Source organism: Bacteroides luti (assembly GCF_900128905.1).
GTDB classification, from domain to species: Bacteria; Bacteroidota; Bacteroidia; order Bacteroidales; family Bacteroidaceae; genus Bacteroides; species Bacteroides luti.
In genome coordinates, this window is sequence record NZ_FQTV01000006.1 from 182142 (window position 1) to 199968 (window position 17827).

Genomic DNA, 17827 nt, shown 5'->3' on the forward strand with positions numbered 1-17827 from the left:
ATTACGCAAAGTTGATTGATTTTACAAAATCTTTTTTTAATTTTCTTTTGTTCAACTGCAACTTTTAGTACTACTCTTGCGTCTAATACAAAAAACGTTGATTAAACATCTTAAATAATGATACATTTAGAAGACATTAACAAGACTTATCACAACGGAGCTCCTCTTCACGTTCTTAAAGGTATTAATCTGGATATAGATCGTGGGGAGTTTGTTTCCATTATGGGAGCTTCTGGTTCCGGTAAATCAACCCTGCTTAATATTCTCGGTATTTTGGATAATTACGATACGGGGAATTATTATCTCAATGATGTTCTGATGAAAAAACTGAGTGAAACCCGTGCTGCAGAGTATCGTAACCGGATGATTGGTTTTATTTTTCAGTCTTTTAATCTGATTTCTTTTAAAAATGCAATGGAGAATGTTGCATTGCCACTTTTTTATCAGAATGTGAGCCGTAAGAAGAGAAATATTCTTGCAATGGAATATCTGGATAAACTGGGCTTGAAAGATTGGGCACATCATATGCCTAATGAATTATCCGGTGGCCAAAAGCAACGTGTGGCAATAGCACGTGCATTAATATCTCAACCACAGATTATTTTGGCAGATGAGCCCACTGGTGCTTTGGATAGTAAAACATCTGATGAGGTAATGCAGATATTGAAAGAAGTAAATGATCTTGGAATGACGCTTGTTGTGGTAACTCACGAATCGGGTGTGGCAAATAGGACGAATAAGATTATCCATATAAAAGATGGCCTTATTGAGTCTGTAGAAGATAACTCGAATCACAATTTATCTCCATTTGGAAAAGGTATAATGATGAAATAAACCATGAGAATAGGACTTGATATATGGCAGGAAATATTGAGCACAATTAAGCAAAATAAATTGCGGACAGTGCTTACCGGATTCTCCGTTTCATGGGGAATCTTTATGTTGATTGTTCTTCTAGGCTGGGGTAATGGTATAATACATGCTTTTGAAGAATCATCTTCGGATATGGCAAAGAACTCCATTAAGATATTTCCGGGATGGACTAATAAAACTTACGATGGTCTTGAATCTAATAGAAGGATTAGCTTTAATAATAAGGACATAAATATCACTAAAAATAAATTCAGTGATAATGTTATTACTGCAGGTGCTACAGTTAAAAAAGAAGGCGTTAATCTTTCTTATAAAGATCAGTATGTATCCTTAGATCTAACCGGAGTGCACCCTTCTTATACAGAGATAGAACCTTGTAAACTTGACCAGAACGGTGGTCGTTTTATTAATGATATGGACATAGAACAAAGCAGAAAGGTTATTGTGATTCATTATAAAACAAGGGATGTTCTTTTTCGTAAGGAAAATGCTATAGGTAAGTTTGTAAATGCAGATGGAGTAATTTATCGGGTTGTGGGAGTGTACAGGGACAAAGGAAATCAAGATTCCCGGGCGGCATATATTCCTTTTACTGCTGCACAGACAATATATAATAAAGCGGATACATTAAATAATATCATATTTACTACTCGTGGACTGAATACTGAAAAAGCGAACAAGGATTTTGAATTGGAATACCGTAAAGCACTTGGAGCTTCGCATCGTTTTGATCCTACAGATATGAATGCAATGTATATCTGGAACCGTTTTACGCAATACTTACAACAGATGACTGCGAAGAATATTCTAACGACGGCTGTCTGGATAATTGGTATATTTACTTTGCTTAGTGGTATTGTTGGTGTAAGTAATATCATGCTTATCACAGTTAAAGAACGTACCCGTGAAATTGGAATACGAAAGGCGTTAGGTGCTTCTCCTGCATCGGTATTATGGCTGATTATTCTTGAAAGTATATTAATAACAACGATTTTCGGATATATCGGGATGGTTGCAGGAATTGGAGTTACGGAATACATGAATGCCGTAGAAGGGGCAAAAACCTTTGGCATGGGAGATATGCAAATGACTGTGTATAAAGATCCTACTGTAGATCTTAGTGTAGCAATAAAAGCTACATTAACTTTGATTATTGCCGGAACTTTTGCGGGATTCTTCCCGGCACGTAAGGCTGTTAAGATAAGACCAATTGAAGCATTAAGAGCAGAATAATTATGAGTATAATAGATATAGATCGCTGGGAGGAAATCCTGATAACCATTACCCGAAACAAAACTCGCAGTGTATTAACTGCTTTCGGTATATTTTGGGGAATATTTATGTTGGTGGCTCTTATTGGCGGAGGAAATGGGCTACAGCAAATGATGAGCAGAAACTTTGCCGGATTTGCTACAAACTCCTGCTTTATAATTAGTCAGCAAACGAGTGAACCCTATAAAGGTTTCCGTAAAGGACGTAAATGGGACTTGGAAAACCATGATGTAGAAGTGCTCAGAACTCGTATTCATGAGATAGAAGATATTTCTCCGTGTCTTTTCAAATGGGGATCTGCCGTAGTACGTGGAGATAAAAAAGGAACATTTACAGCCAGAGGGACACGTCCGGATTATGATAAAATAGAAAAACAGACGATGATGTATGGGCGTTTCATAAACGATGTTGATATGAGCGAACAACGTAAAATTTGTACCATCGGAAAACGTATTTATGAAACTCTTTTCAAGAAAGGAGAAAATCCTTGTGGAGAATATATTCGTGTGGATGGAATCTATTATCAGGTTGTGGGTGTTTGTTCCGGAGTTAGTAATATAAATATTGGTGGTTCCAGTGAGGAAATGATAAATATTCCGTTTACTACAATGCAGCAAGCTTATAATTACGGAAAGACAGTTCACATTATTTGTTTGACTGCTAAGCATGGAACTGCTGTAAGTGCTTTGGAACCTAAAATTCAGGAACTGATAAAGTATAACCACTTAATTTCACCTTCCGATCCTCAGGCTGTAATGGTGCTGAATATGGAAGAAATGTTTAAGATGATAGATAGCTTATTTACCGGTATTCGTACGCTTGTATGGCTTGTTGGATTGGGAACATTATTGGCCGGAGCTATTGGTGTAAGTAACATTATGATGGTTACAGTTCGTGAAAGAACAGTTGAAATAGGTATTCGTCGTGCAATTGGTGCACGTCCGCAAGATATTATGAGACAGATACTTTCAGAAAGTATGGTGTTGACTAGTATAGCCGGATTAACCGGAATATCTTTTGCAGTGCTTATTCTTCAGGTTGCCGAGGTTGGTGTTACCGCCAGTGGCACTGAAGCTCACTTCCAGGTTTCTTTCTGGACTGCTATTGGTATGGCATTGCTGCTACTCTCTTTGGGAATAATGGCGGGTATGGCGCCGGCCTACAGGGCAATGTCTATAAAACCTGTAGATGCAATGCGTGATGAATAATAAAATGATAATAACAATACAAATAATACGTATATGAAAAAGTACTTAAGAATCTTTATGATAGTAGTTATTGCTGCTATATTTATTGCCACTTTCGCTTTCCTTTATGTTAAATCTCAACCAAAGGAAATTGTTTATGAAGTAATAACTCCAAAGGTAGCAGATATTGAAAAAAGTACCGTGGCTACAGGTAAAGTAGAGCCTCGCGACGAAATTCTTATTAAACCTCAAATCTCAGGTATTGTTGAAGAAGTTTATAAAGAAGCCGGCGAAATGGTTAAGAAAGGCGAAGTGATTGCTAAGGTAAAAGTAATCCCGGAATTGGGACAATTGAACTCTGCAGAAAGCCGTGTTCGTGTTGCAGACATTAACTACAAACAATCTTTGCAGGAATTCGATCGCCAGAAAAAGTTATATAAGGATAAGCTTATAAGTAAAGAAGAGTTCGAAAAGAGCGAAGTATCTATGAAAACAGCAAAAGAAGAACTCTCTTCATCAAAAGATAATCTTGATATTGTGAAAGAAGGTATTACTAAGAATTCTGCTACTTACAGTAACACTATGATACGTTCTACAATTGATGGATTGATTCTTGATGTTCCAATCAAGAAAGGTAACTCAGTTATTATGAGTAATACATTTAACGACGGAACAACAATAGCTACTGTTGCCAATATGAAAGATCTTATATTCAAAGGAAAGATTGACGAAACAGAAGTAGGTCGTATCAGAGAAGGCATGCCTATCAAGTTAACAATCGGCGCATTGCAGAATCTGAAGTTTGATGCTAAGCTTGAATATATATCTCCAAAAGGTGTTACTGAAAACGGTGCAAATCTGTTTGAAATTAAAGCAGCGATTAATGCTCCATCTAATGTGAATATACGTTCGGGATATAGCGCGAATGCAGAAATTGTTCTTGATAGAGTATCAAAGGTATTATCTGTTCCCGAAAGTACAGTTGAGTTCTCTGGCGATTCAACTTTTGTCTATGTTCTGAAAACAGAGAAACCAAAACAAACATTTGAAAGACGTCAGATAAAACTAGGCGTTAGCGACGGTATAAAAATTGAGATAAAGAGTGGAATTACAGCTAAGGATAAAGTACGTGGTGCAGTTATTGAAGATAAGAAGCCAGATGCTGAAGAAAACAAAAAGTAAGTCTATGAAAAAGTATATAATTCTAATTGCTGTATTGCTTATTTCAGGTGGCAGCTTTGCGCAACAGAGCTGGTCGCTTAAGGATTGTGTTGAATATGCATTGAAGCATAATATCCGGATTCAAAAGCAAGAAATAGCAAACGAGCAACAGAAGGTTGCCCTTAATTCAGCTAAAAACCAGAGACTTCCTAATTTAAACGGAAGTGCTTCCCAGTCTTTTAGTTTTGGCCGTGCAGCTTCTCCTGTCGATAATTCTTATGTAAACAATAACAGTAGCAATAGTAGTTTTGGCATAAGTACAAGTATTCCTATTTTTACTGGTTTTCAGATACCCAATAATATTGAATTAAATAAACTCAATCTAAAAGCGGCTACTGAGGATTTGAACAAAGCGAAAGAAGATATTAGTGTAAATGTAACTTCTGCATTCCTTCAGGTTTTATTTAATGAAGAGTTATGTAAAGTGGCTAAGGAACAGATTAATCTGAGTAAGGAACAGTTAGACCGGATGACACGTTTGGAAGAAGTAGGTAAAGCATCTACTGCTCAGGTTTATGAGGCTAAAGCAACTTTGGCTCAGGATGAACTTGCTTCTGTTCAGGCTGAGAATAATCGTAAACTGGCAATTCTCGATCTAACACAGCTACTGGAGCTTTCTTCGCCTGAGGGATTCTCCATTGTTTCGCCAGATATCGAACCTGATTTTCAGGCTTTAAGTACTCCTGAGGAAATTTATTCATTGGCAATGGTAAATAAACCGGCTGTGCTAGCAGAGCAATACCGTTTGGAAGGAATGGATAAAAGTATTAAAATTGCTAAGGGTGCTTATTATCCGACTCTTTCTTTTAATGGAGGATTAAGTACCGGATATTATACTATGTCAGGAATTACGGGCCGAAGTTTTGGTAATCAGTTGAATGACAACTTTAATAAATATTTTGGTCTATCGCTTAGTATTCCAATTTTTAACCGATATGAAACACGCAACAAGGTTAAAACTGCCCGTTTAAATTATAGTACTCAGGCACTTCAGGTGGAAGAATCAAAGAAAAGCCTTTATAAAGAGATTCAACAGGCGTATTATAGTGCTGTAGCTGCATTGGCTAAATTTAATTCAGGCAAGACTGCTGTTGAGGCTAGCGAGGCTTCTTTTAAACTGATGCGTGAGAAATACGAAAACGGAAAAGCAACTTCTGTAGAATTTAGTCAGGTGAAAGTTAATTTAATGAAGGCTTCATCAGATCAGATACAGGCAAAATATGATTATATATTCCGTGCAAAAATATTGGATTTTTATAAAGGACTTTCGCTTACTCAGTAAATAGATTTGCTATCTTTGTTGCCCTCTTATAATTGAGCGAAAGATAGTTATGAAAAGAAAAGTATTATTATTCCTGGGAATATGCTGTGGACTTTCAATTTGTTTGTCCGCATACTCTCAGAAAGAGATTAAGTCATTTACAACTGGTTTGAAACCAACGTTGAACGGACAAGAGGTGGTTTTTACCTTTCCGCTCACGGTTACAAAAACATATTATACTAGCACATCGGGAAATATTACTCTTTCTCCCGATGTGCTTTATTCTCCTACCGAGGTGGCTCTTCCGGGTGTAGATGCAAATAATATTGCTGCCTTGAATGAACAGAATAAACTTATCCTGAAAGATACTACCTCTTTTAAATATACCGATAGCAACAATACGTTACGAACAGGAAGTAAAGTCACCGGATTACAAGGTACTTTGTATTATAGCAATGGAATTTATTCAATAACTCCTACTGTACGACCCCTGTTTTCAGGAAATGAACGAACTTCTTCTCCCAGCAATGTTGGCGTTTGCAATTTAAAAGTTGCAAGTTTTAATGTGGAATATTATATCGCCAACAAAGATTTATGGAATAACAAGTATGGGGCTGTTAACCAGGAAGAGTTTACTCGACAACGAGCAAAGATTCTGGCAGCCCTCAAAGGATTGGATGCCGACATTTATGCTCTTTGCGAAGTGGGACAGGGAAATATATCAGTAACCGATTTGGTGAATGGCTTAAACGAAGTTACTTCATCAAATAACTACGCTTATGTGGCAGATAATGATTACTCTGAAAGTACATATACCAAGAATGTTTTCATTTATAATAAGACAAAAGTAACTCCATACCTGTCAATCAAATTGTTTGGAAGCGGAGGGTATCGATTACGTCAGGTTGCACAGGCTTTTGATCTGAAGAGTAATGGAGAACGTTTGATTATAGCTGTGAATCATTTGAAAGCAAAAGGCAGCGGAGGCACCGGAGGTGATGCTGATTCCGGCGATGGGCAAGGAGGCTATAACGCATTGCGGGTTAGTCAGGCGCAGAATGTTGTAAATACACTAAATACGCTTACAAGCTATTATGCCGATCCTGACGTATTGGTAGTGGGAGATATGAATGCCTATTCCATGGAAGATCCCATAAAAGTATATACCAATAGTGGACTGGTTAATCAGTTGAAGCGTTATTCTCCATCAGATTACAGTTATGTATATAACGGGGCAGTGGGATACCTTGATCATTCACTGGCTACCGCCACTCTTAGTCAGCAGGTAACCGGAGCTCGTCCATGGCACATTAATGCCGACGAACCCAGTTATTTTGATTATAACTATAGTACCTATTATTCAGCCGATCCTTACCGTTGTTCCGATCATGACCCAATACTAACCGGAGTTAGTCTGGGCACTTATAGTACTGGTATCAAGGACTCTGAAGTTGATAAAACTGAAAAACTTCATATATATGGCGATCCTTCTCAAGGATACATAACGCTTTATGCAGCCCAAATAGATAGGGTAGAGTTGCTCACTGTAAGTGGTCAGCTTGTATTCTCGTCTGTAAACCCTAATTCCGGTCAATATTTCTTGCTTCCTACCGTATCATTACGGAAAGGATTTTATCTAGTTCGGGCTTTCAATGGGAAGCAAGCTCTGGTCTCTAAACTATTAATCCAATAGCCCGCCTCTGTTAAGGTAATGTCCCGTTAGATATTTATAAAAAGGACTACGCTAAATATAATCAAGGTCTACTCTTTGTATGGTAAAGGTGTAGACCTTTTCTGTATAATAGGTAGCCTATTTCTTAAAAGCCCCGCCTGCTATTTGCTAAACTCTCAGCATCTTTTTACTTAACTCCGGTTTATCCTTTAACTGATTCTCTATTTCTTTTAAAAAAATGAACAAGTTACAATAGAAATATCTAATTTTGCACCGCAAAAGCAAACTATACAAATGAATTGTATTTAGTATGGGACATAAAACAAAAATAGTGATTCTGTCTTCACTAGCCTTGATTGTTGTGGCACTGATAGCTACATACATCGGTAGAGACGCTCTTTTGAATTACTATGCAAAAGGGAAATTTGACAAATTAGAAAAGAAATACGGACTAAACATCAGTTATGCCCGCCTTCACATGCCCGGAATCAATGAAATAGAGATCGAGAAATTCTCTGTGGTTCCTAATGAAAGAGATACACTCTTAACTCTCCATTCGGCAAAAATAGACCTTAGTCTTTGGAAAATGCTTACTTTAAATGCTGAGGTAAAAAAAGTTATAACAGACAGACTTCACATTAGCTTTATAAAGAAAGACTCTATCTCCAATTATGATTTCCTTTTTAAGAAAGATAAAAAGAATGAAAAGAAGGAAGATAAAAGGGACTATGCCCGTAAAGTTTCTGATATTTTAGATATGTCTTTTGGTATGTTGCCCGAAAATGGTGATATGAGGGATTTGGTTATGAGTTATCGGCGTGACAGCGACTATACAGAAGTACAGATTCCAACGCTTCATATCTCCGACAATCGTTTTGTAACTGAGATTATAGTAAAAGCGGATAATGCTGAACACCATTGGATGAGTAGGGGACGCCTCAATAATAATGAGAAAACCGTTGAGGCCGAGCTTTATTCAAAGAAAAGAGGAAAAGTGTTACTACCTTATCTTAATAAATATTACGGTGCCGAAGTGGCGTTTGATACATTGGCTTACCGGTTAACGGAAACAGAACTAAGAGGAGGCGAGATTGCTTTATCTGGTAAAGCCGAAGTCTGCGGATTGCAGCTTTATCATGCAGCTCTTTCTCCTGAGGTCGTAAATCTGGATAAAGGAAGTTTCAATTATAAAATCAATGTAGGAAAAGATTTTTTTGAGTTAGATAGTGCTACGGTCATCCAGTTTAATAAACTGCAATTCCATCCCTATATAAAGGCTCAGAAGAAAGAAAAATGGCATATAACTATGTCTGTTGATAAACCTCCGTTTGATGCCGACGATCTATTCTCTTCTTTACCTAAAGGATTGTTCAGTAGTGTGGAAGGAATAAGAACAAGCGGAAAGCTCTCTTATCACTTCTTGCTGGATATTGATTTTAATAATCTGAATGCGCTGAAACTGGAATCAGATCTAAAAAGTCACGGCTTCAGTATACTTGGTTACGGAAAAGAAAACCTGGCCAAAATGAACGGCTCTTTTCTCTATACCGCTTACGAAAACGGAGTACCAGTCCGTACTTTCATAGTCGGTCCCGAGAATCCGGGCTTCTGTCCGCTCGATAGTATTTCACCACTTCTTCAGACAGCCGTTATGCAATCTGAAGACGGATCTTTCTTTGCTCATCGGGGATTCCGGCTGGATGCAATGAGAAATGCACTTATATACGATCTTAAACGTAAGAAGTTTGCCCGCGGTGGAAGTACTATTTCCATGCAATTGGTTAAGAATGTTTTTCTGAACAGGAATAAAAATCTTCTTAGAAAGCTGGAAGAGGCAATGATTGTGTGGCTTATTGAAAATAAAGGTATTACATCAAAACATAGAATGTATGAAGTTTACCTCAATATAGCAGAGTGGGGACCACTTGTTTATGGAGCGCGTGAGGCATCTCACTTCTATTTTGATAAGGAACCGTCACAACTTACCCCTGAGGAAGCTATTTTTATGGCATCCATTATACCGAAGCCCAAGCATTTCCGCAGTTCTTTTGATGAGAATATGCAGCTTAAACCTTGGCTGGGAAGTTACTTCCGACTAATTGCCAACCGTTTGAGCCGAAAAGGACTGATTACAGAGGAAGAGGCTGCCAATATACTTCCCGTGGTTAAGCTTACCGGTGCATCAGTTAATAACTTTCCTGCACCCGTAGATTCAGTTGCAGTGGTTCTACCTCCCGAAGAAGTGAATAACGAATAAAAGCAACCCAAATAGAACCATAAGATTCTGTTCTGTCCTGCTCAAGGAAACTAATAACGAATAAAAGGCAACCACTTCTCAGTGACTGCCTTTTATGAAGAAAATGTTTAGTTAAACTATTTATTGAAACTATTATCTTGTTCTGCCGGTGCTTCTGGAGGAACCAGATGAACGGCTTTCGTTGTTACTACCAGAGCTTCTTTCCGGAGAAGAACTTCTTACACTGACGCTGCTGCTACTATTACTGCTACTGCTAGAGCCTCTGGAAACACTGCTGCTTCTTTCGGAAGGAGTGATAGTTGGTCGGCTGTAAGATGAACTTCTTTCTGAATTATCAGAAGAACGTGTCACAGAACTTCTTGAAACGCTGCTGCTTCTGTCAGATGGAGTGATGGTTGGCCGACTGTAAGATGAACTTCTGTCTGAGTTATCAGAAGAGCGAGTTACAGAACCTCTGGAAATGCTACTGCTTCTATCTGAAGGAGTGATTGTTGGTTGACTGTAAGATGAACTTCTATCTGAGTTGCTTGAAGAAGAACGATTGTATGATGAACTTCTGTCACTGTTACCTGAAGAACGAACCTCGTTGCTACTGTTATTATTGCCAGATTCTCTGTAACTGTTGTTGCTTCTATCAGAAGAACCGTATGAACTTCGGCTGGATTCTGATGAACTGCTACCAGAGTTATAGCCTTCGTTTCTAGGAGGTCTTACAGTGTTTCTGTCTCTGTTAGTATTATTATCTCTGCTTCTATTTACATCGCTACCGGAGTTATCTTTATTTCTGTCAGAAGAAGGGATTTCAATCACTCTATTGTTATTTCTGCCAGAAGGTCTTATATCGCCTGATGGAGTTCTGCTTCTGGATGAACCAGAGCTACGATCGGTATTGTAAAGATCGTCATTAAATGTTCTTGATGAAGATTTTCTACTTCTGTCTTCTGATGATCTGTTTCTGGAATCATCTCTGCCAAAATCGGAACGGCGGTCGTTAATGAATACATTTCTTTCTTTAACCCGGAAATCGCCTCTATAAACATTGTGGTGATATCTGTCTGAGTAAAAGCTGTGATTATTAAAGTGCTTGCGGAAGTGGCCACCACTATAGTCCCAGTAGTGATAAGGCTTTCCAAAGTAGAACAAGTACGGATTTGTATATGTCAGATATATACTGAGTCTCCATGAATTTCCTTCAGAGATAATTGGACTGTAGAAATATTCTGTATTAAGGAATTGTTCGTATTGCCAGTCTTCAAGAACCCAGCGAAGATCATCATTACGGATATCAAGATATTCATAATATCTGTCCAAAGCCCAGTCGTATCCAAAGACAACATCATCCATGATATAACGGACGTTATAGATGAAATCATAATTGATTTCATAAGTATCATTGTATTGATCCGTTGAAAGATCCAATTCATAAGCCATTTTATCTGTCAGGAAGCGAGTTTCTTGTCGAACCTTATTCAAACTCATAGCAGCCATGCTCATGGTACTCATGGAAACCATACCGATGGCAATTAAGGTAAATATAATCTTTTTCATAACTCAACAGTTTTATGGTTCTTTTAATGCAACAAAAATAGGGCGAGGAAACTCCTCGCCCTAATGATATTCCCGATATGTATTTAGGGATTTCCCTATTTGTTTTTTAGTCTTTAGCTAAGCGGATTCCGTTGGCTTCGATGACAATTAATCTTTTCTTGTAAAGATCTCCCACAGCCTTCTTGAATGTCTTTTTGCTTACCTGGAAAGTATCATATATATCTTCAGCCGGACTTTTGTCATTCAACTGAATACTTCCACCGTTTTCTTTGATATAAGATAATAATTTATCAGAGAAATCATCAATCTTTTCAAATCCTGGTTTCTGAAGCATGAGATCTATTTTTCCATCTTCTCTTACTTGCTTTACAAAAGCTTTAAGTTGCATTCCGGTTTGTAAATGCTGGAAAATTTCACTGTCATACAGTAAGCCACTGAACTTATTTTCTACAATGGCCTTAAAGCCAAGATCCGTTTTTTGCCAGATAAGAATGGAAACTTCATCATTAGGCTGATAAGCAGGAAGTTCTTTCGACAGATATTTATCTACTTTTGCCGAAGCAACAATCCGATAGCTATCCTCGTCAATATGTGCATGAATTACATATTTTTTGCCTACTAGCATTTTCATTTTCTGCTCCCGGAAAGGAACAAAAAGATCCTTCATTAATCCCCAGTTAAGGAAAGCTCCGAATTGGTTTACCCAGGAAACTTCCAGGCAAGCAAATTCTCCTACCTGAACCAAAGGAGTTAAAGTGGTAGCTATTAGTCGCTCTTCATTATCCAAATAAAGAAAAACATTGAGGAAATCGCCAATATTGCACTCTTCCGGTACGTAACGAGTAGGAAGTAAAATCTCTCCTTCTTCTCCACCATCAAGGTAAACACCGAAATCGACTGTTTTTACGACCTCAAGTACGTTAAATTTCCCAAGTTCTATGCTCATTTATATGGTATATGTTATTTTAAACCGAAAAGACTTACAATTAAGTAAACGATTCCACCTAGAACCGCACTAACAGGAATTGTCAGGATCCATGCCCACAAAAGGTTTATAGTAACTCCCCAACGCACCGCAGATAATCTTTTAACAGCTCCTACACCCATGATAGAACCTGTGATGGTATGTGTTGTACTTACTGGAATTTTTAGGATTTCAGTAATAAACAGAGTCATAGCACCTGCAGTTTCAGCACAAACACCTTCTAAAGCAGTAACTTTAGTAATTTTGCTTCCCATTGTTTTTACAATGCGCCATTCTCCTACCATTGTTCCTAAACCAATTGCGGCGAAACAAGATAATGGAATCCAGTCAGGCATTGTATCTACAGATCCTTTTTGGTAGTATGCAATCATAGCTGTAGCGATGATACCCATAACTTTCTGAGAATCGTTCATACCATGTCCCAAACTAAACAAACCGGACGAAAATAACTGTAGCTTTCTGAATGAGTTTTCAGCCGTACGGGCATTCACATTTTTGAATATCCATAAAACCAATATTGTAATAACTGAAGAGATTACCATACCAATAACAGGAGCCAGCACTATAAATGAAGCAATTTTTACGATAGTAGCTGTGTGAATGGCTTGAAATCCAGCTCCACTGATAGCAGCACCTGCAAATCCTCCGATCAGAGTGTGGGAGGAGGAAGAAGGAATACCTAACCACCATGTAAGCAGATTCCATGAAATTGCAGCAATAAGTCCTGAAAGGATAATAGGTAGAGTTATATATTCTTCCAATACAGTTTTTGCAACTGTATTGGCAATACCAAATTCTCCGATAAGATATCTGGCAACAAAAAATGCGATAAAGTTAAATACTGCTGCCCATATAACTGCCTGAACAGGAGTTAAAACTCTGGTGGTAACTATTGTTGCAATAGAATTGGCTGCATCATGAAAACCATTGATAAAGTCAAAAATTAGTCCTAATGCAATAACAATAATAAGTAATGTCATATGAATTGTATTTTATCAGGCGTATTTTACAAGAATTGTAGTAATTACCTTTCCTGTACTATTGATCTTATTTACAGCTTTTTCAAGTTCCTGAATTATCTCTTTTAGTTTTATAAGTTCTACAGCACTATAAGTGTTGTTTGTTGCTCCCTTGAAAAGGCTCATAATAGCTTCTTCATATACAACGTCTGCTTCTTCTTCTAATCTCTTAATTTCTTTGCAGTGAGCGCGAAGACGAAGATCTGTCTTTTTAATGTTTGATAATTCATTAGCAGCATTCAGAATTTCGTCACTACCTTTTTTGATAATTTCAACCAAAGTAATAGTGTGTTGAGGGAAACTTGTTGGTTGATAAAGTAGCACTTTCTGAGCACAACGGTTAATTGTGTCAATAACATCATCCATAACATCTGCAAGGGCATGAACATCTTCCCTGTCAAACGGAGTAATAAATGTGTTGTTTAATTCGTGGATAATGCTCCCGGTAACTTTGTCACCTTTAACTTCTTCAGCTTTAATTAGTTTGCACAATTCATTTCTGTGCTCTGCATTTTCGCAAGAAAAAAGTTCCTGAAGATAGGTTGAAGACTGGGAGAGGACACTAGCTGTTTCTTCCAACATGGGGAAAAACTTAACATCTTTTGGAGCAAACATGCTCAATAAAGTATTAATTTTCATTGGTAGTCTATATTATTTCGAGTGCAAATATAGAATATTCAAATTATTCATGCAATAGTATTTAACTATTTATATTCAAAATAAATGCAGTAGAAAAAACATGTAAAACAAATGTTATTGTATTTATTATCTGGATGTCCTATCAGAATATGTCTCTAAAAAATGTGTATATCATAAATAGTAAAGATATTGAATTTTATAAATAATGCTTAAATAATACTTATGAAACAGTTCTGCTCTTGTAATATCTCTTTCGAGTGTAGAAATACTTTCTTATCGCATTGAAAATAGTACCATATAAATTGGCGATTTTACTATTTGTAAGAGATATAAAAAAGGTTGCTTTAAAATAGTTCTATAGATTATCAATAGTACTATTTTAAAGCGACCTTTTCTAATTTTTCCGTTTTCTGGTCTGTTTTATTTTGCAAATGCGTGGCGGAATCCTTTTATTTTATCCCAGTTTCCACGAGTAAAGTCTGGTATTGCAACTGGTGCAGATCCATTTTCAATTGAGATTGCTGTTAATGGAGCTAAGCAACACCATTCTGCCAAGTCGTAAACATCCATGTCTAGAGGTAATCCATTTTGTAAACAGTAGATTAAGCGGTAATCCATAATAAAGTCCATCCCGCCGTGTCCTCCCACTTTCTTAGCTGTTTCTTCTAATTCCACATGGATAGGATGCTTATATTTTTTCATTAATGCATCTTTTACTTCTGTTGGAACAAAAGAGTGTGAGTTTAAATCTTCATGATTTGGTGTAATAGATGAATCAACTTGTGAACTCTGAAGGGCGTATCCTTCTACTGGATATTTCTGTGCAAAACCTTTTGTGCCCGTACATTGGTACATGCGACTATAAGGACGTGGAGAAGCAACATCGTGTTGAATGTGAATGGTCTTTCCTTTTTCTGTACGAATCATCGTCATGGTGTGCTGTCCATTCTTAAATCCGTTAGGATCTTCTTTTCTCACATTTTTTATATAATTAGGGATACTTACTGGATCACTATCCATTGATACAAGATAATTCATTTTATCACCACGGTGAATATCTAGTAGCTGGCAAGCCGGACCCATACCATGGGTTGCATAAACGTCACCACGATGTTCTTTGTTATATTTTAATCGCCAGTCTCCTTCATACGATGGCCAAAATTCTTCCAGATTGTGAATATATGACCCTTCTGTATAAAGAATATCTCCGAATACACCCTTCTGTGCCATGTTAAGAGTAGTCAGCTCAAAGAAGTCGTATACGCAATTTTCCAATTGCATGCAGTGCTTTTGAGTTCTTTCTGCCGTATTAATTACATCCCAGATTTCTTTAAGAGTCATTGCTGCAGGAACCTCGCAAGCCACATGCTTACCATGTTCCATGGCATAAATCATCATTTCCGCATGATGTTTCCAGTCTGTTGCAATGTAAATAAGATCTATGTCCTTTCTGTCGCACATCTTTTTCCACGCATCTTCGCTACCGCTGTAGCCTGTAGCTTCTGGTAATCCTGCTTTCTTTAAAATCTGCTGACATTTTTCTACTCTGTCTGCATGAAGATCGCATAATCCTTTAATTTCCACTCCTTTTAGGTAAGTAAATCGCGAAACAGCTCCGGGTCCACGCATCCCCAGACCAATGAATCCAACACGAACCACGTCCATTTTAGGAGTATCCAAGCCTAAAACATCCTTTTGTCCGGCTGGACGGACTGGAACAGGCGTAGTTATCATTTTTACTTTCGCTTCAGTCTTCCTGACTTTAGCTCTTTGTGCATTTAATGGCAATGTAAAATTGCACATCAGAGAAAATAAGAATAGTGAGTAAACTAGCTTTTTCATAATAATATATTAGTTGTTTGTAATCATCTAAATTCAGTTCTGACTATTAGACCTTGCATTATCTTGAATGCGGTAAATCGATAATCAGACTTCTTCGTGAGTATAAACTTCTTTTTTTATAGATTAAGGTAAAGAAATTCCTACTAACTATATTCTTTTGTTACTTATACTTTATAAATTAAAGAGCAAAAGTTTAGGAAACAAAAATAAAAACATAATTTATAATGGCCAAATAAAATAAATAATTAATTTAATTAGAAAGAATAAAATAAAAGGAATTAAAATAATTAAATTAATTAATGGATGAAATTGAAATATCTAATATCACATTGCTCTTGCTAAATAGACCTGGTGAATGTGAGAGTTAACGATTATACCAATGGCAGAACTGGGATGTATATATGTAAAATGAAGATTAAAGTGGAGATCTACTTAACTAGTCTAATGCGTAGTGGGGTGAGGGACTGGAAAACAAAAGTAGGAAGAAAACATATTCGCTTTCTTCCTACTCGATATTTGATTCAATTAAAAAACTATTTTTTCCAAAGTCTAGCTCCAATTCTGATCACAGGAGATAAGTCTATATTAGGAATATTGTATTTTGTTCCATTGAAATCTAGCTGTTTGTCGCTTCTCAGATAAACATGCATTGCCGGCTGAATATATAAATAACGACCGATGAAGAACTGATATCCTATACCTGCTCCTAAATCGGTACTGTGCAAATTCTGTTTCAGGCCAGTACTTTTCTGTTCAATTTCGAAAGTATGCAGTTCGGCGTATGTGTAAATTTCGAGATTCTTCCACACATTGTATCCTAAAAATAATCCCGGAGATGTTTTGTAGTATCTTTTAAATTCTGACGATGAATTATTTATTCCGGCAGTTTCGGCGTTGTAACTTCCTCCGTTTATAACACTAGCTCTCACACGAAATTTTTTATAGCGGTAACCAACTCCAACATGAAATCCTCCAGTTATAAACATCGGGAACAAACTCTCAACTTCAAATGCCTGGTTTACATCATAACTTTTTTGTTTTGTTTCTTTACAACACTCAATTTGTAAAGTTTGGCGTTCATAGTTTACATCGAAACTCTTTTGTTTTGTTTCGGCAGGTTGTTGCTCAGCAGTGGTTTGAGCAAAGATTTGTGAGACAACAAATAATAAACATGCCAGTAATAAAGTAATTCTTTTCATAATCTTGATATTTGCTGATTTTGTTTTCTGATGCAAATATCAGGAGATATAACAGAACCATAACTCCGCATTTGTTACCAAATCATTATTACTCAAAAAGAATTTCTTATGCGGCTGAGCGATTTGGGAGCAATTCCCAGATAATTAGCTATGTGATATAGAGGCAACCTCTGAAAAATCGCAGGATAGTTTTTTAGTAGCTTTTCATAGCGTTCTTTTGCAGGAAGTATCTGCAAGTCAATGCTAAGCTGAACCAACTTTACGAATGCCTGCTCCATGAGAATCCTCCCGAACCGTTCAAGCTTAGGCATTCTTTTATATAGGTATTCCAGATATTTGCTTTTAATTATCAAAACTTCAGAATCTTCAATGGCTTTGATGTAGAGATGAGACGGGGAATTGTTTAACCGACTATGGTTATTAGTAATCCATTCCCCTTCGACGGCAAAGTCTGTGGTCTTTTCATCTGCATTATCCAGTATTTTGTAATAGATAAATAAACCATAGTTTATAAAGGCTATTGAGTCGCACACGTTTCCTTCTTTAAGGAAAAACTCATTTTTCTTTAAATGCCTGATCTCAATATAATTATTTAGCAAAGACCATTCTTCATCATTGAGCTCAATGACAGAACCTATAAACATCCTTATTTTATCAGTCTCTTTCAAATTCCGAAATGAATTATTACTAATAACAACAAAAGTACTCATTTTAAGTGAGCCAGATATAAATACAAGGCTTTTAATTTCTATACAGAACAAATTATAGAAGGCAAAACGAAATTGCTTTTAAATATGTCTGAATGCACTATCTTTTACGTCAGATTCCCACTATTTGAATAATTATTCCCAA

Annotated in this window: 14 protein-coding genes; 7 read left to right on the forward strand and 7 right to left on the reverse strand. The window is 36.9% G+C overall.

Translation table 11 applies throughout. From position 1 onward, the window contains the following. Window positions 1-117 precede the first annotated feature (117 nt). The 7 genes from BUC21_RS07570 (at window position 118) to BUC21_RS07600 (ending at window position 9743) form a co-directional block, all read left to right on the forward strand. The gene (locus tag BUC21_RS07570; RefSeq protein WP_073400843.1) at window positions 118-834 is read left to right on the forward strand and encodes an ABC transporter ATP-binding protein; all 717 of its coding nucleotides are present in this window, start codon (window positions 118-120) and stop codon (window positions 832-834) included. A gap of 3 nt (window positions 835-837) precedes the next feature. Beyond that, window positions 838-2106 (forward strand): ABC transporter permease, encoded by a 1269-nt coding sequence (locus BUC21_RS07575; RefSeq protein WP_073400845.1) that lies wholly within the window; start codon window positions 838-840, stop codon window positions 2104-2106. Window positions 2107-2108: 2 nt separating this feature from the next. Beyond that, complete coding sequence (locus BUC21_RS07580; RefSeq protein WP_073400847.1) at window positions 2109-3353, forward strand: ABC transporter permease; 1245 nt, start codon at window positions 2109-2111, stop codon at window positions 3351-3353. 33 nt (window positions 3354-3386) lie between these two features. Beyond that, complete coding sequence (locus BUC21_RS07585; RefSeq protein WP_073400849.1) at window positions 3387-4514, forward strand: efflux RND transporter periplasmic adaptor subunit; 1128 nt, start codon at window positions 3387-3389, stop codon at window positions 4512-4514. A gap of 4 nt (window positions 4515-4518) precedes the next feature. After that, window positions 4519-5835, forward strand: a complete 1317-nt coding sequence (locus tag BUC21_RS07590) for a TolC family protein (RefSeq protein ID WP_073400946.1) — start codon at window positions 4519-4521, stop codon at window positions 5833-5835. A 49-nt stretch (window positions 5836-5884) separates the two neighbouring features. Further along, complete coding sequence (locus tag BUC21_RS16305) at window positions 5885-7507, forward strand: ExeM/NucH family extracellular endonuclease (protein WP_073400852.1); 1623 nt, start codon at window positions 5885-5887, stop codon at window positions 7505-7507. A gap of 289 nt (window positions 7508-7796) precedes the next feature. Further along, window positions 7797-9743, forward strand: a complete 1947-nt coding sequence (locus BUC21_RS07600; RefSeq protein WP_073400854.1) for a biosynthetic peptidoglycan transglycosylase — start codon at window positions 7797-7799, stop codon at window positions 9741-9743. 132 nt (window positions 9744-9875) lie between these two features. Here BUC21_RS07600 and BUC21_RS07605 read toward each other — a convergent pair whose 3' ends face one another. The 7 genes from BUC21_RS07605 to BUC21_RS07635 all read right to left on the reverse strand — a co-directional run bounded on the left by BUC21_RS07605 (window position 9876) and on the right by BUC21_RS07635 (window position 17685). Next, the gene (locus BUC21_RS07605; RefSeq protein ID WP_073400856.1) at window positions 9876-11291 is read right to left on the reverse strand and encodes a hypothetical protein; all 1416 of its coding nucleotides are present in this window, start codon (window positions 11289-11291) and stop codon (window positions 9876-9878) included. 106 nt (window positions 11292-11397) lie between these two features. Further along, window positions 11398-12237 (reverse strand): CvfB family protein, encoded by an 840-nt coding sequence (locus BUC21_RS07610; protein ID WP_073400858.1) that lies wholly within the window; start codon window positions 12235-12237, stop codon window positions 11398-11400. 14 nt (window positions 12238-12251) lie between these two features. Then, window positions 12252-13256 carry an inorganic phosphate transporter gene (locus BUC21_RS07615; RefSeq protein ID WP_073400861.1) on the reverse strand — a complete coding sequence of 335 codons (1005 nt, stop codon included), beginning with the start codon at window positions 13254-13256 and terminating at the stop codon, window positions 12252-12254. A gap of 15 nt (window positions 13257-13271) precedes the next feature. Further along, the gene (locus BUC21_RS07620; protein WP_073400864.1) at window positions 13272-13934 is read right to left on the reverse strand and encodes a DUF47 domain-containing protein; all 663 of its coding nucleotides are present in this window, start codon (window positions 13932-13934) and stop codon (window positions 13272-13274) included. Window positions 13935-14354: 420 nt separating this feature from the next. Beyond that, the gene (locus BUC21_RS07625) at window positions 14355-15776 is read right to left on the reverse strand and encodes a Gfo/Idh/MocA family protein (protein ID WP_083547639.1); all 1422 of its coding nucleotides are present in this window, start codon (window positions 15774-15776) and stop codon (window positions 14355-14357) included. Window positions 15777-16309: 533 nt separating this feature from the next. Further along, entirely contained in the window at window positions 16310-16975 is a 666-nt protein-coding gene (locus BUC21_RS07630) for a hypothetical protein (RefSeq protein WP_245797077.1), read from the reverse strand. Window positions 16976-17067: 92 nt separating this feature from the next. Continuing rightward, window positions 17068-17685 carry a Crp/Fnr family transcriptional regulator gene (locus BUC21_RS07635; RefSeq protein WP_073400865.1) on the reverse strand — a complete coding sequence of 206 codons (618 nt, stop codon included), beginning with the start codon at window positions 17683-17685 and terminating at the stop codon, window positions 17068-17070. Between the last annotated feature and the right edge of the window lie 142 nt (window positions 17686-17827).

Excerpts from the sequence above, each read along its gene's own strand:
- BUC21_RS07570 (WP_073400843.1), top strand. The coding sequence starts at position 118 with ATGATACATTTAGAAGACATTAACAAGACTTATCACAACGGAGCTCCT.
- BUC21_RS07575 (WP_073400845.1), top strand. The coding sequence starts at position 838 with ATGAGAATAGGACTTGATATATGGCAGGAAATATTGAGCACAATTAAG.
- BUC21_RS07580 (WP_073400847.1), top strand. The coding sequence starts at position 2,109 with ATGAGTATAATAGATATAGATCGCTGGGAGGAAATCCTGATAACCATT.
- BUC21_RS07585 (WP_073400849.1), top strand. The coding sequence starts at position 3,387 with ATGAAAAAGTACTTAAGAATCTTTATGATAGTAGTTATTGCTGCTATA.
- BUC21_RS07590 (WP_073400946.1), top strand. The coding sequence starts at position 4,519 with ATGAAAAAGTATATAATTCTAATTGCTGTATTGCTTATTTCAGGTGGC.
- BUC21_RS16305 (WP_073400852.1), top strand. The coding sequence starts at position 5,885 with ATGAAAAGAAAAGTATTATTATTCCTGGGAATATGCTGTGGACTTTCA.
- BUC21_RS07600 (WP_073400854.1), top strand. The coding sequence starts at position 7,797 with ATGGGACATAAAACAAAAATAGTGATTCTGTCTTCACTAGCCTTGATT.
- BUC21_RS07605 (WP_073400856.1), bottom strand. The coding sequence starts at position 11,291 with ATGAAAAAGATTATATTTACCTTAATTGCCATCGGTATGGTTTCCATG.
- BUC21_RS07610 (WP_073400858.1), bottom strand. The coding sequence starts at position 12,237 with ATGAGCATAGAACTTGGGAAATTTAACGTACTTGAGGTCGTAAAAACA.
- BUC21_RS07615 (WP_073400861.1), bottom strand. The coding sequence starts at position 13,256 with ATGACATTACTTATTATTGTTATTGCATTAGGACTAATTTTTGACTTT.
- BUC21_RS07620 (WP_073400864.1), bottom strand. The coding sequence starts at position 13,934 with ATGAAAATTAATACTTTATTGAGCATGTTTGCTCCAAAAGATGTTAAG.
- BUC21_RS07625 (WP_083547639.1), bottom strand. The coding sequence starts at position 15,776 with ATGAAAAAGCTAGTTTACTCACTATTCTTATTTTCTCTGATGTGCAAT.
- BUC21_RS07630 (WP_245797077.1), bottom strand. The coding sequence starts at position 16,975 with ATGAAAAGAATTACTTTATTACTGGCATGTTTATTATTTGTTGTCTCA.
- BUC21_RS07635 (WP_073400865.1), bottom strand. The coding sequence starts at position 17,685 with ATGAGTACTTTTGTTGTTATTAGTAATAATTCATTTCGGAATTTGAAA.